Origin of the sequence: Hypericibacter terrae, from assembly GCF_008728855.1 — a bacterium.
GTDB lineage: Bacteria > Pseudomonadota > Alphaproteobacteria > Dongiales > Dongiaceae > Hypericibacter > Hypericibacter terrae.
In genome coordinates this window covers 2,668,512-2,694,525 of sequence record NZ_CP042906.1, presented here as the reverse complement: position 1 = coordinate 2,694,525, position 26,014 = coordinate 2,668,512, and the positions used below count along the sequence as shown (strand labels likewise).

21 protein-coding genes are annotated in these 26,014 nt (G+C 65.4%); 6 read left to right on the top strand and 15 right to left on the bottom strand.

Translation table 11 applies throughout. The features are described 5' to 3' along the window. Positions 1–13: 13 nt before the first annotated feature. Genes FRZ44_RS12265 through hyfB form a run of 4 tightly spaced genes read right to left on the bottom strand, consistent with a single transcriptional unit; the run spans position 14 to position 5,072 of the window. Positions 14–1,462 (bottom strand): hydrogenase 4 subunit F, encoded by a 1,449-nt coding sequence (locus FRZ44_RS12265; protein WP_151177458.1) that lies wholly within the window; start codon positions 1,460–1,462, stop codon positions 14–16. Beyond that, positions 1,459–2,121: a hydrogenase-4 component E gene (locus FRZ44_RS12260; protein WP_151177457.1), complete on the bottom strand. Its 663-nt coding sequence runs from the start codon at positions 2,119–2,121 to the stop codon at positions 1,459–1,461. The genes FRZ44_RS12265 and FRZ44_RS12260 overlap by 4 nt, the downstream gene beginning before the upstream one ends. Further along, entirely contained in the window at positions 2,122–3,078 is a 957-nt protein-coding gene (locus FRZ44_RS12255; RefSeq protein WP_151177456.1) for a respiratory chain complex I subunit 1 family protein, read from the bottom strand. Continuing rightward, a complete protein-coding gene (gene hyfB / locus FRZ44_RS12250; RefSeq protein WP_151177455.1) occupies positions 3,069–5,072 on the bottom strand; it encodes a hydrogenase 4 subunit B in 2,004 nt (667 codons plus the stop codon). Before hyfB ends, FRZ44_RS12255 begins: the two co-directional genes overlap by 10 nt. A 313-nt stretch (positions 5,073–5,385) precedes the next feature. On the opposite strand from hyfB, the gene FRZ44_RS12245 reads away from it, so the two are divergent. Next, complete coding sequence (locus FRZ44_RS12245; RefSeq protein WP_151177454.1) at positions 5,386–6,186, top strand: spermidine synthase; 801 nt, start codon at positions 5,386–5,388, stop codon at positions 6,184–6,186. A 572-nt stretch (positions 6,187–6,758) separates the two neighbouring features. After that, positions 6,759–7,289, top strand: a complete 531-nt coding sequence (locus FRZ44_RS12235; RefSeq protein ID WP_151177453.1) for a dihydrofolate reductase family protein — start codon at positions 6,759–6,761, stop codon at positions 7,287–7,289. A gap of 90 nt (positions 7,290–7,379) precedes the next feature. Here the strand turns inward: FRZ44_RS12235 and FRZ44_RS12230 are convergent, their stop codons facing one another. Both FRZ44_RS12230 and FRZ44_RS12225 read right to left on the bottom strand, forming a co-directional pair. Beyond that, positions 7,380–9,518, bottom strand: coding sequence for an O-linked N-acetylglucosamine transferase, SPINDLY family protein (locus tag FRZ44_RS12230; RefSeq protein WP_151177452.1), 2,139 nt, complete (start codon positions 9,516–9,518; stop codon positions 7,380–7,382). Positions 9,519–9,562: 44 nt separating this feature from the next. Next, positions 9,563–11,707, bottom strand: coding sequence for a ComEC/Rec2 family competence protein (locus tag FRZ44_RS12225; protein WP_151177451.1), 2,145 nt, complete (start codon positions 11,705–11,707; stop codon positions 9,563–9,565). 150 nt (positions 11,708–11,857) lie between these two features. On the opposite strand from FRZ44_RS12225, the gene FRZ44_RS12220 reads away from it, so the two are divergent. From FRZ44_RS12220 to kdsA, 4 genes are all read left to right on the top strand, one after another. Continuing rightward, complete coding sequence (locus tag FRZ44_RS12220) at positions 11,858–12,739, top strand: phytanoyl-CoA dioxygenase family protein (protein ID WP_151177450.1); 882 nt, start codon at positions 11,858–11,860, stop codon at positions 12,737–12,739. 32 nt (positions 12,740–12,771) lie between these two features. Further along, positions 12,772–14,172: a glutamate--tRNA ligase gene (gltX, locus tag FRZ44_RS12215; RefSeq protein ID WP_151177449.1), complete on the top strand. Its 1,401-nt coding sequence runs from the start codon at positions 12,772–12,774 to the stop codon at positions 14,170–14,172. Positions 14,173–14,300: 128 nt separating this feature from the next. Next, positions 14,301–15,629, top strand: a complete 1,329-nt coding sequence (gene gltA / locus FRZ44_RS12210) for a citrate synthase (protein ID WP_151177448.1) — start codon at positions 14,301–14,303, stop codon at positions 15,627–15,629. A 224-nt stretch (positions 15,630–15,853) separates the two neighbouring features. Then, positions 15,854–16,705 carry a 3-deoxy-8-phosphooctulonate synthase gene (gene kdsA, locus FRZ44_RS12205; RefSeq protein WP_151177447.1) on the top strand — a complete coding sequence of 284 codons (852 nt, stop codon included), beginning with the start codon at positions 15,854–15,856 and terminating at the stop codon, positions 16,703–16,705. On the opposite strand, the gene FRZ44_RS12200 is transcribed toward kdsA, so the two are convergent. The 9 genes from FRZ44_RS12200 to rseP form a co-directional block, all read right to left on the bottom strand. Beyond that, on the bottom strand, positions 16,702–17,820 hold the full coding sequence (locus FRZ44_RS12200) for an AI-2E family transporter (protein ID WP_151177446.1): 1,119 nt from the start codon (positions 17,818–17,820) through the stop codon (positions 16,702–16,704). The two genes, kdsA and FRZ44_RS12200, sit on opposite strands and share 4 nt — an antisense overlap. Before the next feature lie 78 nt (positions 17,821–17,898). Further along, on the bottom strand, positions 17,899–18,315 hold the full coding sequence (gene gloA / locus FRZ44_RS12195; protein WP_151177445.1) for a lactoylglutathione lyase: 417 nt from the start codon (positions 18,313–18,315) through the stop codon (positions 17,899–17,901). 56 nt (positions 18,316–18,371) lie between these two features. Continuing rightward, positions 18,372–19,565: a lipid-A-disaccharide synthase gene (gene lpxB / locus FRZ44_RS12190; protein WP_151177444.1), complete on the bottom strand. Its 1,194-nt coding sequence runs from the start codon at positions 19,563–19,565 to the stop codon at positions 18,372–18,374. Further along, positions 19,562–20,398, bottom strand: coding sequence for an LpxI family protein (locus FRZ44_RS12185; RefSeq protein WP_151177443.1), 837 nt, complete (start codon positions 20,396–20,398; stop codon positions 19,562–19,564). The genes lpxB and FRZ44_RS12185 overlap by 4 nt, the downstream gene beginning before the upstream one ends. Further along, positions 20,385–21,188 carry an acyl-ACP--UDP-N-acetylglucosamine O-acyltransferase gene (gene lpxA, locus FRZ44_RS12180; RefSeq protein ID WP_151177442.1) on the bottom strand — a complete coding sequence of 268 codons (804 nt, stop codon included), beginning with the start codon at positions 21,186–21,188 and terminating at the stop codon, positions 20,385–20,387. The genes FRZ44_RS12185 and lpxA overlap by 14 nt, the downstream gene beginning before the upstream one ends. After that, positions 21,188–21,658, bottom strand: coding sequence for a 3-hydroxyacyl-ACP dehydratase FabZ (gene fabZ, locus FRZ44_RS12175; RefSeq protein WP_151177441.1), 471 nt, complete (start codon positions 21,656–21,658; stop codon positions 21,188–21,190). The genes lpxA and fabZ overlap by 1 nt, the downstream gene beginning before the upstream one ends. A gap of 178 nt (positions 21,659–21,836) precedes the next feature. Then, entirely contained in the window at positions 21,837–22,421 is a 585-nt protein-coding gene (locus FRZ44_RS12170) for an OmpH family outer membrane protein (protein ID WP_151177440.1), read from the bottom strand. Positions 22,422–22,427: 6 nt separating this feature from the next. Then, complete coding sequence (gene bamA / locus FRZ44_RS12165; protein ID WP_225308663.1) at positions 22,428–24,722, bottom strand: outer membrane protein assembly factor BamA; 2,295 nt, start codon at positions 24,720–24,722, stop codon at positions 22,428–22,430. Between the two features lie 41 nt (positions 24,723–24,763). After that, positions 24,764–25,903 (bottom strand): RIP metalloprotease RseP, encoded by a 1,140-nt coding sequence (rseP, locus tag FRZ44_RS12160; protein ID WP_151177439.1) that lies wholly within the window; start codon positions 25,901–25,903, stop codon positions 24,764–24,766. Positions 25,904–26,014: the final 111 nt, after the last annotated feature.

The following is a 26,014-nucleotide window of genomic DNA, read 5'->3' as shown; positions in this document are numbered from 1 at the left end:
CGGCCCCTCCTCTCTATCCCAGCAGATGCGCGACATGCTGGAACCAGACGACCAGCGGGGCCGGCAGATAGACGCCGGCGATGCAGACCAGGGTCAGATGCGCAAACATGGGAACATAGGAGGCCTGGACCGGCGCAAGGCTCCCCGTCGGCGGGCCGAAGGCGATGCCGCCCAGCCGCAGGAACAGGGCGCCGAAGGCGACCAGCAGCCCCAGGACCAGCGGTATGGCGAGCAACGGCTCGCGGGCGAAGGTCGAGCTCACCACCAGGAACTCGCTCATGAAGATCCCGAGCGGCGGCATGCCGGCGATAGCCACCACGCCGAGCACCAGCCCCCAGCCGAGGACCGGGTGGCTCTCCGTGAGCCCGCGAATATCGGCGATCTTCTGCGTGCCCTTGACCTGGGCGATATGGCCGACGGCGAAGAAGATCGCCGATTTGGTGAGGCTGTGCATGGTCATATGCAGGAGCCCGGCGAAGTTGGCGAGCGGCCCACCCATCCCGAAGGCGAAGGCGATGATGCCCATATGCTCGATCGAAGAATAGGCGAACATGCGTTTGATGTCGCGCCGGCGATAGAGCATGAAGGCGGCGAAGACGAGCGAGGTCAGCCCCATGGTGATCATCAGGGGACCGGGGTTGATCGCGTCGGGGTTGGCGGCGAGCAGCATCTTGAAGCGCAGCACCGCATAGAGCGCGACATTGAGGAGCAGGCCCGACAGCACGGCCGAGATCGGCGTGGGGCCTTCCGCATGCGCATCGGGCAGCCAGGCATGCAACGGCGCCAGGCCGACCTTCGTGCCATAGCCGAGCAGAAGGAAGATGAAGGCGACATTGAGCAGCGCCGGATCGAACTTCGCGACCCGCTCGATCACGACCGTCCAGACCATGGCGTCGATCCCCTCGCCCACCACGGGCCGCGCGGCCATATAGACCAGGATCGTGCCGAACAGTGCCAGCGCGATGCCGACGCTGCCGAGAATGAAATATTTCCAGGCGGCCTCGAGCGCTTCGTGCGTCCGGTAGATGCCGACCATGATGACGGTGCTGAGGGTCGCCAGCTCCACGGCCACCCACATGAGGCCAAGATTGTTCGAGAGCAGCGCCAGGTTCATGCCGAACATCATGACTTGGTAGATCGCGTGGTAGAATCGGAGATAGGTCGGCGTCAACCGGCCGGTCTCCAGCTCGTGGGCGATGTAGCTGGCGCTGAAGACGCTGGTGGTGAAGCCGACGAAGGTGTTGAGGACGATGAAGACGATGTTGAGATCGTCGATGAAAACGTACTGATTGGCCTCGGGCCGGTTCGTGAACAGAAGCAAAGCAGCCAGGAACGTGAGCAGGCTGGCCAGGACGTTGAGGAGGGCGGAAAGCCGATAGCCCGGCAACAGGGCCAGCAGGCCTGCCGAACAGATCGGTATCAGGAGGATCGCGGTGACCACGTCGAACGGAAGCGAAGTCATCGGCGCTCGCCTCGGAAATCGTCGAGTGCGCCGATGTCCACGGTGTCGAACCGCTCGCGGATGCGGAACAGGAAGATACCGATGACGATGAAGGCGATCAGGATCGAGAATGCGACGCTGATCTCGACCACGAGCGGCATGCCCTTGGCGCCGGTCGCCGCCAGAACGAGCCCGTTCTCGAGCGACATGAACCCCACGACCTGGCTGACCGCGTTGCGCCGGGTCACCATGATGAGAAGGCCCAGCAGCAGCACGGAGAGCGCAAAGGCCAGATCCTCGCGCGCGAGCGGGTCGGCGGTGGGCGTCACCCGCAGCATGACCACCATCGACAGCGCCACCAGCCCCATCCCGGCGAGCATGGTCATGCCGACGCCGACCACGGTCTCGATCTCGCGATGGATGCCGAGGCGTATCACCATGCGATGCAGGGCGAAAGGGATGACCATTCCCTTGAACAGCAGCGCGATCGCGGCCGTCACATAGAGATGCGGCGCATGCTGGACATAGGCCTGCCAGGCCACCGAAAGGGCGAGCACGACGGCGTGCAGTGCGAAGACATTCAGCAGCGCGTAAAGACGGTCCTGGTAGAGCATCATGAAGCTCACCAGAACCAGGCCACCGGCCAGCAGATGAGCGACGTCGAAGGATAAGGTGCCCATCTAGAGGCCTTTCGAAACGAACAGCAGCAGCGTGCCGAGAAGACCCAGCATGAGGGCAGCGCCGAGGAACTCCGGAACGCGGAACACCCGCATCTTGGCGATGGCCGTCTCGAACAGGGCCAGGAGCAGGCCGCCGACGGCGAGCTTCACGATGAAAAAGGCGATGCCGACCGCGTAGGCCGCAATCCCTCCTCCGTCCCGCGCCAGCCCCCAGGGTGCGAACAGGCAGGCGATGAGCGAGATGTAGAGCTGAAGCTTCAAGGCCGCCGCGAGCTCGATCATGGCCAGATGCCGGCCGGAATATTCCAGCACCATCGCCTCGTGAACCATGGTGAGCTCGAGATGGGTGGCCGGATTGTCGACCGGGATGCGGGCGTTCTCGGCGATCGCGACCATGATGAGCGCGATCAACGACAGTCCGAGCGAGACGCGAAGGCCCACCGCGGGCGACAGCATGTAGTCGGCCATCGTCGCCAGCTGGGTCGAGCCGGCGATGAGGGCGAGCGTAAAGACGATCATGATCATCGCCGGCTCGGCGAGCGTGCCGATCAGCATCTCGCGGCTCGAGCCGATCCCGCCGAAGCTGGTGCCGACATCGAGACCCGCGAGCGCCAGGAAGAAACGGGCGCTGCCGAGGAGCGCGATGATCGCGATTAGATCGGCCGACCAGCTGAAGACGAGGCCGGTGGCGAAGGTCGGCACCAGGGCAGCGGCGACCCAGGTGGCGGCGAAAATCAGGTAAGGCGCCACGCGGAACAGCCATGACGCATTCTCGGCCAGCACCACCTCCTTGCGCAGGAGGCGCAACAGATCGCGGTAGGGCTGGAAGACCGAGGGACCCTGGCGGCGAACCAGATGCGCCTTCAGCTTCCGCACGAAACCCGTGAGCAGCGGCGCCAGCAGCAGGACCAGCGCCATCTGCACGCCCTGCACGGTGAGGTCGGCGATCACGTCCATATCGCGACCACCAGCAACAGGACGATGAGCGCCAGGAAGACCAGGCTGAGATAGCGGCGGATCGTCAGAAACTGCAGGCGATTGAGCCGGTTTGCAGCTTCCCAGACGGCGTCGCCGACAGGCGCGTAGAGGAACTGCCAGATGAGATCCTTGATCTCCACCTGAAACCGCGCCGGGCGCGCGTCGCCGGGCGGCGGCATGTCGATCCGCTCGCGGGCCTGGAAGACGATCGAACCGAAGACCCGGCGAATGGGCTGCGCGAAGCTGCTGGCGCTGTATTGGGTGTTGGCGCTCGTGATCGGGAAGCCGCAATCCCAGATCGCGGAACGCCGGACCGCGCGCGACGCCAGCCGGTGGATTCCCAGGACCGCGATCCCGGTCGATAGGGCGACGAACAGGAACACCAGCAGGCCGTTATAGGAGCTCCGGCTCTCGGCGATCGGCACGATCGAGAGCCAGGCCACCCCGAGCTGCCGCGGCATGACCTCGCCCACGAGCAGTTTGACGGCGGGAGCAATACCGTCGATCACCAGCCCCGGCAGCACGCCCGTCAGGAGACAGAGCCCCGCCAGCGTTGCCATGGCGACGAGCGAGAAACGATCGACCTCGGTGGCGGCTTCGGCCGCCGGCGAACGCGGGCGGCCGAGAAAGACGATGCCGAAGGCGCGGACGAAACAGGCGCCTGCCAGTGTCGCCGACAATGCCAAGAGGGCGCCGACGGCGGGAACGATGAGCTTGAGGCCCCATTGCGGAATCTGGGGACTCAAGAGAATGGCCTGGAAGGTCAGCCACTCGGAGACGAAGCCGTTGAGCGGCGGCAATGCCGCGATCGCGGCCGCTCCCACCAGGAAGGTGAAACTGGTCGCGGGCATTCGCCGGATCAGGCCGCCGAGCTGTTCGATATCGCGCAGGCCGGTTGCCGACAGGACCGCGCCGGCGCCGAAGAAGAGCAGGCTCTTGAAGAGCATGTGGTTGAGGACGTGGAGCAGCGCTGCGGTCAGGGCCAGCGCGGCCGCCCAGCCCATGTTGTTGGCGCGGAAGGCGATCGCGAGCCCGACGCCGATGAAGATGATCCCGATGTTCTCGACCGTGCTGTAGGCCAGCAGGCGCTTCAGATCCTGCTGCATCAGCGCATAGAGCACGCCCATGGCCGCGCTCACGCCGCCCAGCGCGATGACCGGCAGGCTCCACCACCATGCCGGAGGTCCGAGGAGGTCGAGCGCGATGCGCAGGAAGCCATAGATCGCGACCTTGGTCATGACGCCGCTCATCAGCGCGGAGACCGGCGTGGGCGCCGCCGGATGGGCCAGCGGCAGCCAGACATGAAGCGGAACGAGCCCGGCCTTCGAGCCGGTGCCGACGAGCGCGAGAATCAGGACGAGCGCGGCGATCAGCGGCGACCGCAGGCCCTCCCGGATCGACGCGAAGGCGTAGTGGCCGTCCGGCCCCGCCAGCAAACCGAAGGCCAGCAGCAGAAGCAGCGTGCCGAAGCTGGCCATCACCAGATAGATGACGCCGGCGCGCCGGTTCTCCGGGTCGTGATGATGGGCCATGACCAGGGCCCAGGAGGTCAATGACATGAACTCCCAGGCAAGGAGGAAGGTGAAGGCGTCATCGGCCATCACCACAAGGTTCATGCCGGCCAGAAAGGCCGGGAAGAAAGGGAGGACCCGCAGGGGTACCAACTCGTGGCGCCCATAGCCGATCGAATAGAGACTGGCGGCGGCGCCCCCGAGATTGACGACGATCAGGAAGAAAGCGGCGAGCGCGTCGATGCGGAAATGCGCACCGACCCAGGGGAGCCCCAGCGGCAGCACCGTCGCCCAGGGTTCCACGGCGATCTGGAACAGAGCAGCGGCGCAGGCAAGGCCCGAGGCGACCAGGCACGCGCCATAGACGAGCGGCGTGGCCGCTTTCGAGCGGCCGAGAATGACGGCCAGAACGGCGACGCCCATCAGGACAGCCACACAGCCCAGCCCCATGACGGGCGGCATCGCAACTCCCATTACTCTGTCCGAGCCTTCGTCACTTGCGGGCGTCTTGGCGGCTCAGGGGGTGGCCCCTGCTACTGGGTCGCGTCAGTCAATCCACGCATCGGCTGTGGCATTTCACATATATGATATGTTGTTTCCTGTCCAGGAGACAGGGGCGGCCGAGATGTCACGATCGGCGATGGCAGCGTTGCGCCCAGCAATTGGCAGGCGATCGGCGACGAATGACTCATTCCCTCCCGACGATAGCACCCAAGGTACCTGTGACCGCCAGCATCCCAACAAAGGCGTAATTGGCGGATGATATGGATCAAGGATGAACCGGATTAATGGCCACCCCATGATCACGCTTGCCAGGAAGAACACCGAGTTCGGCGAAATCACCATCCTGCGGAGCCGCGCCACGGGCGCGGTGGCCTATTGCCATGGCGACCACTATCAGAGCGAGGCGGATCCCAACGGGATCAGTCTGGCGGGCTACATCCATGCGCTCCATGCGCTGGTGGCCCAGACAAGCGCGCAAGACGTGCTGATGATCGGCTGCGGCGGCGGCACCCTGGGCACGATGCTGACCACCACCGGGCAGCGGGTCACGATCGTCGACATCAATCCGGAATCGATCGCCCTCGCCCAGGAATATTTCGGGCTTCCGCCGCAGATCGATTGTCATGTCGACGACGGCCAGTGCTTCCTTGAAGACAATCCGAAGCTCTACGACGCGATCGTCGTCGACGCCTTCTCCGGCGACAAGATTCCGGCCAATCTCTGTTCGGCGGCCTTCTTCAAGCTGGCACGAAGCCGTCTCACCGCTTCGGGCAGCCTCTTCCTCAATATCTTCGTGGCCCACGATCTCGACGCCGATGCCGACCGGATCGCCGGCCGCATGGCCGAGGCCGGATTTCCGGTGCGGCTGCTCGACCTGCCGGGTCGGATCGTGCGCAATGTCATCGTGATGGGCGGGCCGGTCCAGTCCCTGCAGCCCCCCTCGCCCCTCATCATGCCGACGATCGAGGCCGACGCCATCGCCGCCGAGCTCGAGCAGATGCGGTTCCGCGGCAGCCGCGCGCGCCACCGTCCTGTCAGCGGCACCCGATCCCCCGAATTGACCGAGAGCTAGTGGATCCCGTCTAACATAAGAGTCCGCATGGGATTCCCTTTGGCGAGTGCGCGTGCGAGTCAGGCGCATGCGAGAGGAATCGCTTTTGCGGTTTCGCCTGGCGATCGCCAGTAGCTGACGGCGTTGGCACTGTCGAGATCATGCCGCGGACCGGCAAGTCCAAGACCTGTGTGTGGCGCTGACAAGAGCGCTTCGCCGCGGAGGCCTTCGAGGGGTTGCTGCGCGACAAGACGCGGCCCCGCGCATTGTGCCGCTCGGACCCGAAGTCGCCGGGTGGGTGGTCGCGCTGACACTCTCGGACCCGCCCGGCAAGACGACGCACTGAACCGCCGACCCGACAAAATTATCACCGCCGTCAAACCTGGGCACCAAGCGTTGGAATCTGTCAACTAGCGATAAAAATCATGCGCTTGGTATGCGCACGGACGATTAGGACTGACAGAGGACCGGTAGAAAGCGGATCTCTGGTCGTTGGCCACACCGACAAAGCGGCACGCAGATTGCTCCAACCACGGTTCTACGCACCGTCGGTTCAAGCTATTCTAAAAGAGCGAGGGCAGAGGATTTGCATCATGGCGAAGCTCGTCTTTGGAATGAACCAGTCCTTGGACGGCTATGTCGACCACATGGCGTTTGCGCCCAGTCCAACGCTCTTCCGTCACTTCATCGAGCAGGCGCGCGACCAGGTGGGTAGCATATACGGTCGCCGCTTATACGAGGTCATGTGTTATTGGGACGAGGATCATCCCGAGTGGGACGCGGCACGGCGCGACTTCGCGGCTGCATGGCGGAGCCAACCGAAGTGGGTCGTGTCACGCTCTTTGAAGTCAGTCGGCCCCAAAGCCACACTTGTCAACAATGACATCGAGGCAGCGATAAGCGGGCTCAAGGCTCAGCTCGTTGGGGAGATTCAGGTTGGCGGACCAGACTTGGCACAAAGCCTAACCGACCTTGGTCTTATTGATGAGTATCGCCTCTACCTTCACCCCGTCGCGCTCGGTCGCGGCAAGCCATTCTTCGCCGGCCCCCGGCCACCGCTCCGCCTTGTGGCCAGCGATCTAATTGGCGAGGATGTGATCAGGTTGACGTATGTTCCTGCTTGATCGCGCGACGGACTGCGCCGATGCGTCAGATCCGCTTGGGGTCGATTCACGTCATATCGCTGTTGTGTACCAAGCGTGTGATTCTGACCACTAGCGCGCGACGTCGTCGGGCGAGAGATCGATCGTCCGGGGCGCTCCGCCTTTGCTGTAGATGCGCCACATCTCGGCATAGGCGCGTTCGAGGCTGTGCGCGAACTGCTTGGGGCTGAAGAGCGGCGTCGTCGGCTGCGCAGCGGCAAGCCTGGCCTTGATCGCCGCGAGCGCGTCGCGATTCCGGCCGAGCTCGATCGCCAGCCGCTGATAGCCGTCGAAGTCCGGCAGGATGAGGTCGTCCAGCCCGACGGTCGTGAGCAGGCTCGCACCGACGCGGCTCGGAAAATCGTCGCCCAGTCTGGTGACGGCGGGAACGCCCGCGAGGAGCGCGTCGCTCAGCGTGGTATGGCCGCCATAGGTGTCGGTGTCCAGCATCAGGTCCGCCAGCGCCAGCCGCGCCAGATGATCGGGCTTGGGCTTGCGCGCGCCGAAGATCACGCGCGCGGGGTCGATGCCCGCTCCCTTCGCCGCCGCCTGCAGGCGGTGCTGCATGGCTGGCGGCCCGGACAGCAGCCATAGCACCGCATCGGGAACGGCGCGGACGATCTCCATCCAGCGCAGGAAGATCGCGCGCTCGATCTTGTAGGACGCGCAGAAGCAGCAATAGACGGTGCCGGTCGCCGGCAAACCTTCGGCTTCGCGGCTGGTCGCGGGCCCGATCGTCGGCGGCCAATGATCGTTGACCTGGTAGCTGTGCGGCAGGCGACACAACCGCTCGCTATAGAGCGGTTCCACGCCCGGCGGTGCCACGATCGCATCGACGATCGCGTAATCGAAGAAATCCGCGCCGGTCGTTCCCGGGAACCCCAACCAGGTGGCGTGGATCGGCGCCGGGCGCAGGGCGGAGATCTCGGGGCGGGCGAGCCGCGTCAAGCCGTTGTGATCGACCAGGATATCGACGCGATCCTGATGAATGCGTCGCGCGGCCTCGAGATTGCCGACCGGGCCCAGATCGACGAACTTGTCGGCATCCTGCTCGAACTGGCGGCGATAACCGCTGCCATCGTCGGGGCCGATCGAGTAGGCGTGGACGATCACGCGGCTGCGGTCGTGGGCCTTGAACAACCCTGCGATCAGATGGCCGCCGGGATGGTCGCGCAGATCGGACGAAAGATAGCCGACGGTCAGCCGTTCGCGCGGCGTGCGGTCGAACGCGAAGGGCGCCGCGCCCCGCGCCTCGATCGCGGCCCGCGTCTTGGCCCGGGCCACATGCTCGCGGGCCACGGCGGCCCGCTCCTCATGCGTGGCCGGCAGGGACAAGGCGAAGAAGGCGGAAATGGCCGAGGGTTTCCCGGCCATGGCCTTGTCGAACTCAGCCTTCAGGGCCGGCTTCAACTGCTCCAGCTCGTTCCAGGCGCAGATCTGCTGATAGCAGCGCGCCAACTCCACCTTGCATTCGACCATGGACGGATCGAGCGCCCTGGCTTGTTCCAGCTCGACGATCGCGGCCGCGGGATCGCCGCGATGGCGCAAGGTGACGCCGAGGCTGTAGCGGATCTGCGGATTCTTGGGATCTGCCGCGGCGGCCTGGCGCAGCTCGCGCTCGGCGCCGGCGAGATCGCCGCGGTTGCGCAGATCGTTGGCGAGCCCGAGGCGCGCGACGGAAAGCTTCGGCGCGCGCGCCAGCGCTTCGCGCCAAAGCGTGATCGCTTCGCTGCGGTCGCCGAGGAGATAGAGCGCCGTCCCGAGATTGGCCTTGAGCCCCGCATGTTGCGGCGCCATGCGCAAACCGGCCTTGAAGGACGCGACCGCATCGCCGAACTCGTTCATCTTCGCGGCGAGATTGCCCAGTTCCAGATGATGCTCGGCCACCGTCGGGCCCAGCGTCACCGCCTGGCAGAAATGAGCCTTGGCGGCGGCGTCCTCGCCGGCATGGGCCAGCAAGCGTCCCAAGGTGTAATGGGCGCCGGCATGAAGCGGTGCCAAGGCCACGGTATCCGCCATCACTTTGCGGCCCTCCGCGAGCTTTCCCTGATCGAGCAGGCAAAGCCCCAGCAGGTAAAGGTAGCGGCCGTCCTTGGGATGGGCGGCGGCGGCCTTGCGATAGAGCGGCTCGGCCTCGGCCGGCCGGCCGGCCTTGTGCAGGGTCATGGCCTTGGCGAGCTGCGGATCCGATTTTTCGGAGGTCTGGGTCATGGCGGGCGCAGTCTATCGGGCGATTTCCGCCCGGGCCAGCCGATCTAGTCGTCCGAATCCCCGGCATTTTCCGAACCGTCGGGAAGCCCGGCGACCCAGGGACGGTTGCCGCGCCGCTCGGCCACGGTTTCGATCTCGATCCGACCGGGCTCCAGCCAGATCGCATGGCCGCCCTGGCGCCAGAGATCGAACCGGTCGATCACGCGTTGCGCCGAGGGGCAAGGCTTCCTGACCGGCTCGAGCGAGATCACGAGGTCAGCCTCGCTGCAATCGTCGACCAGCGCTTCCGTGGTCCAGGCCAGCGCCACGACATGCCGGTCGCGCCGATAGAAGCAGCCCAGGCTGTCGCAGGTCAGCAATCCACCCGCGCCGGCTCCCTGCCGCGGCCAGAGATCGCTCTCGCCCTGCCCTGCCCGCCGCATCCAGGTCTCGGCGGCGAGGCTGTCGCGCTGGGTATTGAGAACCAGCCTTCCGTCCGCGCCCTTGACCGCGAGAAGCTTGCCGTCGTCGGAGACCAGAATGTCCGGAGTCTCCGTGAACAACATGGAGCTCATGCCGAGAACGATCGCCAGGACGCCCGCATAGCGCCAGGGTTGGTGCCACAGGCAAAGCCAGAGCCCACCCAATGTCGCGAGGATCAGTCCGGTGAGGGACATGGCCGGCAACAGCAGCACGGCGCCGGGCCAACTCGCCACGGTCTTCGCGATCCAGATCACACCTTCGATGCCCCAGCCCATCGGAACGAGCGCCAGTCCGTCGAGGCCGAATGGCATCAGCAGGCAGGCGGCAACGGCCCAGGGCATGACCCAGAAGCCGGTGAGCGGAATCGCCAGCAGATTGGCGACGATGCTGTATTCGCTGAAGCGGTTGAAGTGGTAGATCGCGAAGGGCGCCGTCGCGATACCGGCGATGAGGCTGGTGGCAATGAGGCCCCCGAGATAGAGCAGAGCGCGGCGCAAGGGGCCGGCCTCGGCGCGCAGGCGCGCGCGCCATTCGCGACTGCCCTCGTAGGCGGCGATCAGGGCCATGACCGCCGCGAAGGACATCTGGAAGCTGGGCCCGATCATCGCGTCGGGCCGCAGCAGCAGCACGACGAAGGCGGCCCATGCGATCAGCCGCATGGAAAAGGCGACGCGATCCACGAGGACCGCCAGCAGGACGAGACCGGTCATCAGGAAGGCGCGCTGCGTCGGAATGGGACTGCCGGCGAGCAGCGTATAGAAGCCGGCGCCGAGCAGGGCGGCGAAGGCCGCCCATTTCTTGATCGGATGGCGCAGCGCCAAGGCGGGCCACAAGGCCAGCAGCGTGCGGGCACAGAAGAACAGGATCGCGGCGACGAAGCCGACATGGAGACCCGAGATCGACAGGAGATGCGCCAGCCCGGAATCGCGCATGGCCGTCATGGTCGGCTTGTCGATCCCGGTCTGGGTGCCGGCGATGAGAGCCACGGCCATGGCGCCCTCGGGGCCCGGAAGCACGGCCAGGATGCGCGCCGAGATTGTGCGGCGAAGATCGCTGAAGATCATGCCAAATTGCCCGGGCCCGCTATCGGCGCTCGCGACGACCTTGGGCGCGCCGAAGGCGAAGCCGATCGCGCCGATGCCGTCGAAGAAGGCGTCGCGCTGGAAATCGAATCCGTCCGGCGCAAAGGGCGGTGCCGGCGGCGAGAGCTTGCCGAGGACCGAGATGCGATCGCCGAGCTGCAGTTCCGGCACCTCGCGCATCAGCTTGATCCGCAGCCGCGCCGGGGTCGCCTCCGGCGCGATGCCGGCGATGACCGGATCCTGCAAGACCACCCGCTCGCCCGATGGCAGGGGATCGATCGAGAGGATGCGGCCTTCGATCCGCACCGGCCCGACATCCCGCGGCAGGATGGGTGCTTCGACGAAAGCCGTGCGCAGGCCGGCGGCGCCGAAGCCCAGGGCCACGAGCACCGCCATGACGGCCAAGGCCGCGATCCCTCCGCGCCGCCGGCAGAGCCAGGCCAGCAGCAGCGCAAGGACGGCAAGGATCGGCCCGAACCAGAGCGGCGGTTCGCTCGGCAGGCCGAAATAGACGGCCACCCCGACGCCCAGCCCCACCGGGGCCCAGAGCAGCCATTGATCGCGCTCCGCCGCCAGCAGGCCGCCGAAGCGCTCGCTGACCCAGTCCAGCCCGCGGATCGGGATGGCCAAAGCGGCCGCCGTCATGCCGGTTCCCCCTGCGGCCGATTATCCCACCGGGACGACGGGTCCTGAAAGGGGCCCTGGTTGGCGCTGCCGGATTCAGCCAGAATTACCGAAAATGCGGGGGTTCGGCGGGAATGGGCCCGGCCGCGGCGGTCAGGGAGAGGAACGGCGATGCTGAGCGACACACAGATCAACGACTTCTGGCGCGACGGCTATCTGGTGGCGCCCGACGCGGTGACGCCGGCGCAACTCGATGCGCTGCGCCGGGACGTGGCGGGCTGGGTCGAGGAAAGCCGCCATCATTCGGCACCCTTCGGCCCGCCCACCCTCGACGGCCGGCCGCGCTTCGACATGGGGGAGGAGCATTCCGCGGCGCATCCGGCACTGCGCCGGATCAACAATCCCTCCGATATTTCGGCCGCCTATATGGAGGTGGTGAAGAGCTCGGCCATGACCGACATGGTAGCGGACCTGGTCGGGCCCGACCTCAAGTTCCATCATTGCAAGATCAATCTGAAACTGCCCGGCAGCAACACCGAGGTCGGCTATCACCAGGATTTCGCCTATACGCCGCATACCAACGACGATCTCGTCACCTGCCTGCTGATGCTGGACGACATGACCCTGGATAATGGCTGTCTGAAGGTCATCCCGGGCAGCCACAAAGGCCCGCTCTATTCGCTCTATGACGGCGAGCGTTTCACCGGCGCGGTGGCGCCGGCGGTCGAGCGGCAGTTCAAGCCGGCCGAGATCGCGGTCACAGGCCGTGCTGGCAGCGTCTGCTTCATGCATACCTGCCTGCTGCATGGCTCGGATGCGAACCGCTCCGACAAATCGCGCGGGCTCTATATCTGCGTGCTGAGCGCCGCCGATGCCTTCCCGCTTTCCAAGAACGTCATGGCCAATCCCAACGAAGGCATGATCCTGCGCGGCCACCCGACCCGCACGGCGCGGCTCGTGGCGCGCGACATCGAACTGCCGATCGCCTATAAGCAGGCCTCCTTCTTCGCCGTTCAGGGACAGCGCTCGGCTTCGGCCGGGGGCCGTGCCTGAACCGCTCTCCAACTTCCAGCATCAGAGACTGAATGACCGTGATTACCCGCTTTGCGCCCTCGCCCACCGGCTACCTCCATATCGGCGGCGCCCGCACGGCGCTGTTCAACTGGCTCTATTCCCGCCACCACAAGGGCAAGATCCTGCTGCGGATCGAGGACACCGATCGCCAGCGTTCGACCCAGGGCGCGATCGACGCGATCATCGAAGGCTTGAATTGGCTGGGGCTCGATTTCGACGCTCCCCCGGTGTTCCAGTTCGCCCGTGCGCCCCGCCATGCGGAAGTCGCCCGGTCCCTGCTCGACAAGGGCCGCGCCTATTACTGCTACTGCACGCCCGAAGAGCTCCAGGCGATGCGCGACAAGGCCAAGGCCGAGGGCAAGCCGATGCGCTACAACGGCTATTGGCGCGATCGCGATCCCCGCGAAGCGCCGGCCGGCGTGGCGCCGGTCATCCGGCTCAAGGCACCGCAGACCGGCGAGACCGTGGTGAAGGACCAGGTCCAGGGCGAGGTCCGGGTCGGAAACGAGCAGCTCGACGACATGGTGCTGCTGCGCGGCGACGGGACGCCGACCTACATGCTCTCGGTCGTGGTCGACGATCACGACATGGCGATCACGCATGTGATCCGCGGCGACGACCATCTGACCAACACCTTCCGCCAGGTGCAGCTCTACCAGGCGCTGGAATGGAACATCCCCTCCTTCGCGCATATCCCGCTCATCCATGGGCCGGACGGGGCCAAGCTGTCCAAGCGGCATGGGGCGCTCGGCGTCGACGCCTATCGCGAGATGGGCTATCTGCCCGAAGCCCTGCGCAACTATCTCCTGCGGCTGGGCTGGGCCCATGGCGACGACGAGATCATCTCGACCGAGCAGGCGATCGAGTGGTTCGATCTCGGTGCGGTCGGCCGTTCGCCGGCCCGCTTCGACTTCGCCAAGCTCGACAATCTCAACGGCCATTATCTGCGCCTCGCCGACAACGCACGGCTGGTCGATCTGGTGCTGCCGCGCATCGAGAAGCGGATCGGCGGCGCTGCGAGCGCCGAGGGGAAGCAGCGGCTGCTGGCCGGCATGAGCGGCCTCAAGGAGCGCGCCAAGACCCTCGAGCAGCTGGCCGACAGCGCCGTGTTCTTCTTCAAGTCCAGGCCGCTGGAATTCGAGCCCAAGGCCTCGGCGCTGCTGCATCCGGCCGCACGAACGGCGCTGGCCGGGCTTTTGAACCGGTTCGAGGGGCTCTCGGACTGGAACGCCGCGACGCTCGAGGAAACCACCCGGGCCTATGCCCAGGAGGCCGGCATCAAGCTGGGCGATATCGCCCAGCCGTTGCGCGCGGCTCTGACCGGGCAGACCACCTCGCCGCCCATCTTCGAGGTGGCCACGGTGTTCGGCCGGGCCGAAACCCTTGCACGAATCAAGGACATCGCCGCCTGATCCCGACCCCTGATCCCCTTGTCACCAATGGTTAATTGATCGGGTCGAGGATAGGCACTAGTTTCGTCCGGCCGCCCCGGGGAAGTGCCGCGGCCGAAACCCGCATGAGCAGCCGAAAGGGATCTGAGATGGCCTCAAAGTCTGGCGCAAAGACGGAACCCCAGTCGAAGGATTGGGTCACAGTCACCGACCATCGCAGCGGCAAGAGCTTCGACCTGCCGGTCCTCGACGGCACCTTGGGGCCGTCGGTCATCGATGTGCGCAAGCTCTATGGCGATCAGGGCTATTTCACCTACGACCCGGGCTTCACCTCGACCGGCAGCTGCCAGTCGAAGATCACCTATATCGACGGCGAGAACGGCGTCCTGCTCCATCGCGGCTATCCGATCGAGGAGCTGGCCGAGCATAGCGACTTCATGGAGGTCTGCTATCTCCTGCTCCATGGCGAGTTGCCCACCGCCAAGGAGAAAGCGAAGTTCGAGCACAACATCACCTATCACACGATGCTGCACGAGCAGATTCACGCCATCTTTCGCGGATTCCGCCGCGATGCGCATCCGATGGCGCTGCTGGTGGGCGTGGTCGGCGCGCTCTCGGCCTTCTACCATGACAGCCTCGACATCTCGGACGCGCGCCAGCGCGAGATCGCCTCGCACCGCCTGATCGCGAAGCTGCCGACGATCGCGGCCATGGCCTATAAATACTCGGTCGGCCAGCCCTTCGTTTATCCGCGCAACGATCTGGCCTTCGCCGAGAATTTCCTGCGCATGACCTTCGCCGTGCCGGCCGAGGAGTACAAGGTCAACCCGGTCATCGCCAAGGCGATGGACAAGATCTTCATCCTCCATGCCGACCACGAGCAGAACGCCTCGACCTCGACGGTTCGTGTCGCCGGCTCGAGCGGCGCCAATCCCTTCGCCTGCATCGCGGCGGGTATCGCCTCGCTCTGGGGTCCGGCTCATGGCGGCGCCAACGAGGCGGTGCTGGCGATGCTGCACCAGATCGGCCACAAGGACCGCATCCCCGAATTCATCAAGCGCGCGAAGGACAAGGACGACCCGTTCCGCCTGATGGGCTTCGGCCACCGCGTCTATAAGAACTACGATCCGCGCGCGGCCGTGATCCGCAAGTCCTGCCACGAGGTGCTGGACGCGCTCGGCATCCGCGACGAGCCCCTGCTCGACCTCGCCATGGAGCTGGAGCGCATCGCGCTCGAGGATCCCTACTTCGTCGAGCGCAAGCTGTTCCCGAATGTCGATTTCTATTCGGGCATCATCCTGCAGGCGGTGGGCTTCCCGACTTCGATGTTCACCGTCCTCTTCGCGGTCGCCCGCACCGTCGGTTGGGTCGCGCAGTGGAACGAGATGATCGAGGATCCGGAGCAGCGTATCAGCCGGCCGCGGCAGCTCTATACCGGCCACGACAAACGCGCCTATGTGGCCATGAACAAGCGCTGATCGGATCTCCTGCCGATCGCGACCAGACAGGGCGGCCTCCAGGGGCCGCCCTTTTTCGTCGTTCCTGGGCCTGCCGATCTTGTTTTCGGCCGACTTGGCGGGCCGGACAGCGGCATCCGGGCGGTGCAGGATCGCTGGAGCATTGCGTCCCTGCAGCGCCTGGTGGTACCGCTGCCCCCGCGGAACGGAATTCCCCACTTAGTCCTATCTTGGGAGCATATGCGATGGCCGTCACTCATCTGAAGCGGTGGAATTTCTCGATCGGGACCGGCCAGCCTCTGGTCGTCATCGCCGGCCTCAATGTCCTGGAAAATCTCGAACTGGCGCTGAGCGTGGGACGCCATCTGCAGGCGATCGCCGCCGACCTCGGCCTGCCCTACGTGTTCAAGGCCAGCTTCGACAAGGCGAACCGGTCGTCGATCAAGAGCTATCGTGGCCCGGGACTGAAAGACGGGTTGGCGATGCTGGCGGAGGTCAAGCGCAGATTGAACGTCCCCATCGCCACCGACATCCACGAGATCGAGCAGGCCGAGCCTGTGGCGGCCATCGCGGACCTGATGCAGATCCCTGCCTTCCTCTGCCGCCAGACCGACCTCGTTGTCGCGGCCGCCAGAGCCACTTCCGCGGCTGGCGGCTGGCTGCATGTCAAGAAGGCGCAGTTCCTGGCCCCGTGGGATTGCAAGAACATCATCACGAAGGCGCGCGAGGTGGCTCCCGATCTCGACATCGTCCTGTGCGAGCGCGGCAGTTCGTTCGGCTACAACAATCTCGTGGTCGATATGCTGGCCATCGGCGAGATGCAGCGCCTGGGCGTTCCGGTGACCATCGACGCCACACATGCCGTACAGCTCCCGGGCGCCGACCCGCGCACCAGCGGGGGCTCGACCGGCGGCCGGCGCGAGGGCGTCCCGATCATTGCCAAGGCTGCCGTGGCGGCGGGCGCCGACGGCGTGTTCCTGGAATTCCATCCCGATCCCGACAAGGCGCTGTGCGACGGGCCGAGCTGCCTGCCCCTCGATGCGGCGGCGAGATTGCTATCGACCCTGAAGGCCGTGCATCAGGCCGTGCGGGCCTAGACCGGCGGGCCGCCCGATTTGTCGTCGGTGGGCGGCGTCGGCGCGGCGGCAGGGGTCGCGACCACGGGCTTGCGCCCGCCGATGCTCCATTCCATCAGCAGCGTGAAGCCCAGCGCGAGCAGCGTCGGTCCCAGGAAGATACCGATGAAGCCGAAGGCCAGCACGCCGCCGATGACGCCGAGGAAGACCAGCAGGAGCGGCATGCGGCTCTCCCGGCTGATCAGATAGGGCCGCACGATATTGTCGATGCCGCTGATGCTGATGAAGCCCCAGATCGCCATGAAGAGCGCCCAGCCGGGCTGGCCGGTATAGAGCAGCCAGACTGCCACGGGGACCCAGACGAAGGGTGGGCCGCCGGGAACCAGCGACAGAATGAAAGTCAGGAAGCCCAGCAGCAGGGTGCCGGGCACGCCGGCGATCCAGAATCCGATCGAGGCCATGGCGGCCTGGGCGATCGCGGTACCGATGATTCCGTAAACGACGCTCTTGGTGGTGCTGCCCGCGACGTTCAGCAGATGGCGCGCGCGCTCGCCGGCAAAGCGCCCGGCGGCGGCATGGAGGCGCTCGGCGGCGAACTGGCCGTCGCGATAGACGAAGAAACAGACCAGGACGCTCAAGGCCAGTTCCAGCACGCCGCGGCCCAGCGTGGCGCCGCTCTGCAGCGCCCAGAGGCGCGCCTGGCCGATATAAGGGCCGAGCGCCGCGGTGTAGGTGGAGCCCTCCTGGGCGAGAGCCTCCCAATAGCGTCGGACGTCCTGCGAGATCAGCGGGATCTTGTCGACCCAGGGTGCGGGCTCCGGCACGCCCTGCGCCAGCACCTCGCGGACCACTTCGGCGACGCTGGCGACATGCTGCGCCAGCGTGGCGCCCAGGATCGCCAGCGGCAGCACCAGGACCGCTGCCACCAGCAGCGTCATCAGGAGTGCCGCCCAGAATTCGCGCCCGCCCAGCCGCCGCAGCAGGCGCTGATAGAGCGGCCAGGTCGTATAGCTGAGGATGACCGCCCAGAGCAGCGACGTCAGGAAAGGCCGCATCACCAGGAAGCAGCCGACGATGAGGACCGCGAGGAGCGTCAGCCCCACCACATACTCGGTCCTCGTCGGTCTCATCGCCATGTTTCGGGCTCGCGCGATTGCCGCCGGCGCTCAGTGCCTTCCGGGCGATGGGATGTCAGCACGAGCGGATCCGCTGCCCTAGAGGGATTTCTCGACGAGCTCGATCTTGTAGCCGTCCGGATCCTCGATGAAGGCGATGACACTGCCGCCATGTTTCATCGGGCCGGGCGGGCGCGGAATCTTCACGCCCGCCTTCGCCAGCCGTTCGCAGGTCCCGTAGATATCGCCGACACCGATGGCCAGATGGCCGAACGCGGTGCCGAGCTGATAGGGCTCCTTCTGACCCCAATTGTGGGTCAGTTCGATGACAGCGGTTTCGGTCTCCTCGCCGAATCCCACGAAGGCCAGGGTGAACTCGCCGCTGGGATAATCCTTGCGCCGCAGCAGTTTCATGCCCAGCAGGCGGGTATAGAAGTCGATCGATTTGTCGAGGTCGAGCACGCGCAGCATCGTGTGGAGGAAGCGCGGCTCTGCAGCTTGGGCGGCGGTGGTCATCGCGTCGGTAGCCTCTCTCTAGTCGCGTGAGTCCGGGGTTGGGCTCCATCCTACAGTCAGGCCGCCGGCCTCGCCAGCAGCTCGGCCAGGAGGGTCGCAGCCCGGTCGCTCGGACTGCCTTCGATCGCCAACTGCGCCATGATCTCCTGAAACCCGGCCTTTTGCGCGGCCCGGGCTTGCGGATCGCGCAGCAGGCTCAAGGCCTGGTTGACGAGGCCGTCAGGTTCACAGGCTTCTTGCAGCAACTCGGGCACGAGCGGCCGCGACAGCAGCAGGTTGGGAAGCCCGGCAAATTGGACCAGCGCCATCCGGCGGATCAACGCCGCCGTGATGCGGCCGCTTCGATAGATGATGATCATCGGCGTTCCCGCCGCCGCCAGTTCCAGCGTCACCGTGCCCGAAGCGGCCAGTGCGATGTCGCAGGCTCCATAAGCGTCGGACCGGTCTTGCTCGACTCCCACCAGCAGGGGCGGTTGCGGCCAGGAAGCAACCGCCGCGCTCAGTTCCGCGATCAGGCCCGGCAAGGTGGGCATCACGAAATGCGCCCCTGGCTCCGCCCGGTGCAAGCGATCCGCCACCTCTTTCAGCACCGGCAGGAGGTGGCGAAGCTCGCTTCTGCGGCTTCCCGGCAAGAGGCCGATCAGCGGCGCCTGGGGCGGAATCCGGAAGCGCTGCCGGAACGGATTGCTCAATGGACCCGCAGTCCTCCGCTCGAGAACCGGATGACCGACATAGTGGCAATCGATGCCGGCGGCCCTGAAGATCGCGGGCTCGAAGGGCAGGATCGCCAGCAGGCGATCCACCCGCCCGACCCAATGACGCAAGCGGCCCGGTCGCCAGGCCCAGACCGCCGGCGCCCCGTAATGCGCGGTCGCGATGCCGCTGCCGCGCAACCGATCGAGGAGCCGGGCGTTGAATCCCGGGCTGTCGATGGTCACCACGAGGTCGGGCCGCAGCGCTCGGATCTTCGCCGCGGTCTCGCGCAGCCTGCGCATCAAGCGCGGAAGATGCGGCACCACCTCGGCGAAGCCCATCAGAGTCAACTCGCGCATCGGGAAGAGACTCTGCAGCCCCTCGCCTGTCATGTGCTCGCCACCGATCCCGGAGAACGCGACATCGCCGAGCTTGCGGCGCAGCGCGGCCATGAGAGAGGCGCCCAGGCGATCGCCGGAGGGCTCCCCGGCGACAAGAAAGATTCGAGCCGGGCGCCGCTGGTCTCGCGGGGCCGGCGCGGCCGCGCCTGGCGTCACTCGGGCGCCTCGACCGCCAGGAGAAAGAGGCCTGCGCGATCGGCGTCGGCCACGGTGGCCTCGGGATCGATGACGAGGGTGCCGCCGGCCTCGATGGCGATGCCGGAAAAGCCGGCAGCGGCAGCGCAGGCAACGGTCGCCGGGCCGATGGTCGGCGGGTCGGCGCGGATCTCCTGTTGCGGTTTCCGTAGCTTGATCAGGATGGGGCCGACCCCATCCCGTCGCAGGGCGCCGCAGCGTTCGATCAATCTGTCGGTGCCTTCGGCGGCCTCGACCCCGAGCACGAGCCCCGCCTGGACCACGACCGCATGCCCGACATCGAGCCTTCCGATCGCACGCGCCACCGTGATGCCGAGCCGAATATCGTCACGCTGAGGACCGTCGGGAGACAGGCGGCCCAGCGGCCCCGGTGGCATCTGGGATTCTCCGAGCAGCTCGGCCGGCGCGCGCACCTTGAATCCTTCGGCCTCGCAGGTCGCCACGATCGCCGCCATGAGGGCGTTGTCGCCCTTGTCGGCCCTGAACGCGAACTCGGCGATGAATTTGGTGGCCCGCCAATCCGGCCGCAGCGCCCGCCAGGAAGGCCGTTCCACCTTCCCGGCAAAGACCACTTCCCGGCACCCCGCCTCCCGCATTCTCTCGAACATCTCGCCGGCGGCGCCCAGGCGGACGGTCTGGAAGGTCAGCCCGGCATGGAGGGCGGGATCGGCATGGCCATCGAGCAGCAGCAGGTGGAAGTGGCGTCCCTGCGCGGCACATCGATCGGCGATGCGGCGCGGCAGCGAGCCGGCGCCGGCGATGATGCCCAGCGTGGGGAGGTCAGTAGCGACCATGGCGCTGGCCCGGCTTGCACAGCGATCGGGTCTGACAGCCGCGAACGAACTCGAGCACGGGTTGCGCCAGAGGCTCCTCCGCGAATTCGGTCATGGTCCGCTCCAGGCGGCGGGCGAAGGTGCCGGCCCCTTCGAACAGACTGCGGTAGACCGCGCGCAGGGTGAGGATGGATTGACGGTCGAAGCCGCGCCGCTTCAGCCCGACCAGGTTGAGGCCCGACAGATGGGCGGGATTGCCGACGACCATGCCGAAGGGAATCACGTCCGCGGCGCAAGGCGTCATGCCGCCGATCATGGCGTGCTTGCCGATCCGCACATGCTGATGCACCGCCGTGAGCCCGCCGATCACGACATGATCGCCCAGGCTCACATGCCCGCCCAGCGTGGCCTGGTTGGCCATGATGACATGGTGGCCGACATGGCAGTCATGGGCGACATGAACGCCCGTCATGAAAAATCCGTCATCGCCGACGGTGGTCCGCCCCCCGCCCATCGCGGTTCCGCGGTTGATGGTCGCGTATTCGCGGATACGGCATTTTCTCCCGATCCGCAGCTCCGTCGGCTCGCCGGCATAGCGCAGATGCTGGGGCGCCCCGCCCAGTGCCGCGAAAGGATGCACGACCGTCCCCTCGCCGATCTGGGTGCGGCCTTCGACGACCACATGGGCCATCAGCTCGACGGACGGCCCGAGTGCGACCTCGGGGCCTACGACGCAATATGGGCCGATCTTGACGTCGGCGGCGATTTGGGCCCCGGGGGCGACGATGGCAGTGGGATGAATGCCACCCATCAATCGTCCCTGATCATCGCGGTGATGGTGGCTTCCGCCACGACGTTGCCGTCGACCTTGGCTTCGCCGACGAACTTCCAGACGTTGCCGCGCTTGCGATCCTTGCTGACATGGACGCGCATCTGGTCGCCGGGAACGACCGGGCGCCGGAAACGGGCGCCGTCGACCGACATGAAATAGACCAGCTTGCCTTCGGCTTCCTTGCCCAGCGTGAAGGCCACGAGCACGGCGGCGGTCTGCGCCATGGCCTCGATGATCAGCACCCCCGGCATCACCGGCTGGCGCTGGAAGTGACCCTGGAAAAAACCTTCATTGATCGAGACGTTCTTGATCCCGACGGCGCTGACGTCGGAGATCAGCTCCACAGCCTTGTCGATCAACAGAAAGGGATAGCGATGCGGAATCATTTCCATGACCCGCATCACATCTATCGCGCTCAGCGTCCGGCTTTCGCCCGCGCCCTCGCTCATCGCTCGCACTCCTTGAAACCGCGCATCGCGTCCCTGCCCGCCCTATCGGCCGGGCGCCTTCCCTGCCTCTGTCGGAATTTCGGTATTTCCGATCAGACGCTCGATCTTAGCGCGAAGCGGCCGGACCCGGAACGTCCGTGGTCGCGGCAGCTCCGGCAAGCGAAACAAGGCGCAGAGGCTATTGCGTGGGCTTGGGGATCGTGACCGACGGCAGCTTGGCGTTGAGGCCCTTGAGTGCGTCGGCGGTGATGTCGAAGCCGTTGGCGCTCAGCGGAACCGCGCGCTTGTCGAGGATCAGGGTCAGGTTGCGCTGCTTCGCGATGTCGGTCAGGACACCGGCCAGCGCCTGGCTGACCTGCCCCATGCCCGCGTTGAACGCGTCTTCGAGCTGCTGCTTCAGCTTCTCGGAGTTCTGTCGCAGCTGGTCCATCTGCTGCCGGAGCTGATCCTGCTTCTTGGCAAAATCGTCCGCCGACAGGGTCGCTCGCTGCTCGGCGAGCTTCTTGTCCGTGTCGCGCAGGGCATTTTCCTGCTGGGCGATCTGCGCCTGATAGGCGTCCTTCTGCTTGTCGACCTGGGCTCGAACGGATTTGGCCGCGCTCGAATCCCGCAGGATCTGCTGGATGTCGATGACCGCGATGGAAACCGGAATTTGCTGGGCGGGTTGGGTCGTCTCAGCCCTGGCGGCGGGGGCTGCAACGGGCGCCAACACGGCGAACGCCATCATGGCCAACGCCACCTGGCGGTACCTGAGGTGCTTCATTTGTGCCTAGAATCTCGTTCCTACGCTGAACCGGAAGAACTCTTCCTTGTCGTAACTCTCCTTCTTGATCGGATACGCCAGATCGACGGCGATCGGACCGAACGGAGAGCGCCAAGTAATGCCTGTTCCGATAGAGACGCGCAACACATTCTCATCGACCGAGGTGCCCGTGCTGAGGTCCGAATTCCAGAGTGAACCAAAATCTGTGAAAACCCGGCCACGGATTTGATATTCCTCGGGTAATCCGAACGGGAACGCGAGCTGGAATGTCCCCACATAGTAGATGTCGCCACCCAGGAAATCGCCTGTGGCAAGGTCGCGCGGTCCGATACCGCCGATCTTGAAGCCGCGGAAGGTGCTGCCGCCCAGGCTGAAGGAGTCGATGATTTTGACGCTGTCGCCGAAGAGGCCATGGATGTAGCCGGCCTGACCTTCCACGCTGGCGGTCAAGTCCCCGCCGAAGGTGTAGTAGTAGCCCGCATAAAACTGGTGGGAACTGTAATAGACGTCGCCGCCCAGGCCCGAGAAGTCGTTCGAGAGCTGCAGATAGTAGCCGGTCCGAGGATCGAATCGGCTGTCGCGCCGGTCATAGATCAGGTCGCTACCGACCAGCGAACTGTAGGAGACACCCTTCGACTGCTGGATCGCGATCGAGGCGTCGTTGTCGACGTTGTAGATGTCCTGGACCGTGTAGCGATACTTCCAAGTCTGGCGCAGATATTCCTGAATATCGTATGAGGCGCGCAAACCGCCGCCCGTCTGGCTCTGCTCGAATGAGCTCTCGTCGCGCTGGGTCTGGGTCCGGAACAGGTCGACACCCGCAGCCAGCGGCAGATCCAGGAAATAGGGATCGGTAAAGCTCAGATTGACCTGCGAGTTGCGGCCCGAAATGGTGAAATCCAGGCGCAGATCGTAGCCCAGGCCGAGCAGGTTTCGTTCGCGCAGGTTGATCTGGCCCAGAGGACCGTCGCCGGTCGAGTAGCCGATGCCGAAGGTCAGTTCGCCGGTCGACTGCTCCTCGACATTGACGTTGAGGTCGATCTTGTCGGGATCGTCGGCGGGCTTCGCCGTAATGTCGACCTTGCTGAAGAAGCCCAGATTCTGGATGCGCTGACGGGTGCGCTGCAATTTCGCACTGTTGAAGGCGTCGCCTTCGGCGATTCGGAACTCGCGCCGGATGACCTTGTCCAGCGTGCGCACATTGCCCGTGATATCGATGCGATTGACGAAGACGCGCGGGCCTTCCTCCACCAGATAGGTGAGGTTGATGATCTTGTTGCCCTTGTCGTCGGTCGTCCGCTCCAGCTTCGGCTCGATCTTGACGAAGGCATAGCCCAGCGTCCCGATCGCCGTCGTCATCTGGTCGATCGATTTCTGGATGGCCGAGGAGTCGAAGGTGTCGCCCTCGCTGGTCTCGAGATATTGCTCCAGAGCCGCGGGCTCGAGGTCCTTGAGGTGGGATTCCACCGTAATCTTGCCGAAGTTGTAGAGGTCGCCCTCGTCGACCGTGAAGGTGATGAAGAAGGACTTCAGATTGGCCGACAGCTCGGCCACGGCCGAGACCACCTCGAAATCGGCATAGCCGTTGGAGGTGTAGTATTTGGTCAACGCGTCCTGGTCGGCCGCGAGCCGGTCGGGATCGTAGATGTCGCTGCTGGAGAGGAAGCGATAGAACGCCGTTTCCTTGGTCAGGATCTGGTCGCGCAGCGTGCTGTCGCTGAAGGCTTTGTTGCCGACGAAGTCGATGCGCTCGACCGTCGTCAGCGATCCTTCATGGATCTCGAAGACCAGGTTGACGCGGTTCTGGTCGAGCGGGATGACCTTGGGCTCGACCGTCGCGGCATAGCGCCCCGACCGGCGATAAAGCTCGAGAATGCGCTTGGTGTCTTCCTGGACACGGGTCTGGGTGTAGACCGTGCGCGGTCGCAGCTGCACTTCGCTCTGCAGCTGCTTGTCGTCGATATGGTCATTACCCTCGAACGCGAGCTCGTTGATGATCGGGTTTTCTTTGACCACCACCACCAGCGTGCTGCCGTCGCGCTGGAAGGTCACATCGGCGAACAGGCCGGTCGCGAACAGCGCCTTGAGGGCACGGTCGATTCGGGCCGGCTCGAACGGATCGCCCGGCGAAATCTGCATATAGGATCGAACCGTCTCCGACTCGATACGCTGATTGCCTTCGACGCGGATGTCGGAAATCGGCTCGCCTGTGAAGAACTCCTGGGCATGTACCGCCTGGAGCAGGCCACCGGTCAAAAGCAATCCAAGCGCCAGCAGGAAAACATTGCACCAGACCCGCACGCGCTGCCCCCTAGACGCGAACCCCCTCGGCTAAACCCCCGTCAGCCAATCAGGGTTCGGAAATGCTTGAATATCTCCAGCGACACAAGGTCATTCCAGGTCGCAAAGACGAATAAGGTCAATACCATGGCCAACCCGATCCGCAAACCCCATTCCTCGGCCCGCGCGGAAAGCCGGCGGCCGCGCGTGGCTTCGGCCATGTAGAACACCAGATGGCCGCCATCGAGCATGGGCACCGGGAACAGATTGATCAGTCCGAGATTGATCGACAGCACCGCGGTGAACGTCACCCAGGCCGGGAATCCGAGCTTCGCGACATCGCCGGACATCTTGCCGATGCGGAGCACACCGCCGAGCTCATCGCTCGAGCGTGTGCCGATCACCATTTGCCACACCGCCTTGAGAATGTTCGATGTCGCATTGGCGGTCTCACGCATCGCAGCGCCGACGGCCTGGACGGGGCCGTAATGGATCACTTCGGCGTCGCCGCTGCTGCTGATTCCGAGGCGCCCGGCGCTGTGCTGATTGCCGAAATTGTCGGTCAGCACGACCACCTGCGGCACGGCCTTCAAGGTCAGTGCCTCCCCGCCCCGCTCCACGCCGATGGTCAGGGGCTCGTTCAGGCCCATCTCGACCGTGCGGGCGATCTGTTCGAAACGCGTCACGGGCTGGCCGTTCAGCGAGATCACCTTGTCGCCCGGCTCCAGACCGGCCGCGGCCGCGGCGCTGCCCTCGGTCACGCCGCCGACCACGGTCGAGGAGACCTGCTGGCCGAAACTGGCGAAAAGGATGGTGAAGACGATGGCCGCGAAGACGTAGTTCGAGGCCGGGCCGGCGACGACGATCGCCATGCGGCGGAAGACCGACTTATGGAAAAAGGATACGGATCGTTCTTGGGGCGTCATCGGCCGCGACTGGTCGCCGCCGGCATCGGTCTCCTCGCGATCCCCGAACATCTTCACATAGCCGCCCAGCGGCAGGGCCGAGACCTTCCAGCGGGTCCCATGGCTGTCGGTGAAGCCGAACAGCTGCGGACCGAAGCCGATCGAGAACACCTCGACCTTCACCCCCGCCCACCGGGCCACGAGGTAATGACCCAACTCGTGGACGAAGACCACCACGGTCAGGACGGCAACGAAGCTCACGGGGTATTGCAGGAACGGCGGCAGGAAATCGAGCATCAAGCAACCTCGAAGGATCGTTGCGTTGGCGGGGGGACCAATCTAGCGGATCGGGGGCCGCTCGCCGATCAGTTAAGCGCGAGCGACACTAGGATAAGCGCAAACCCGCTG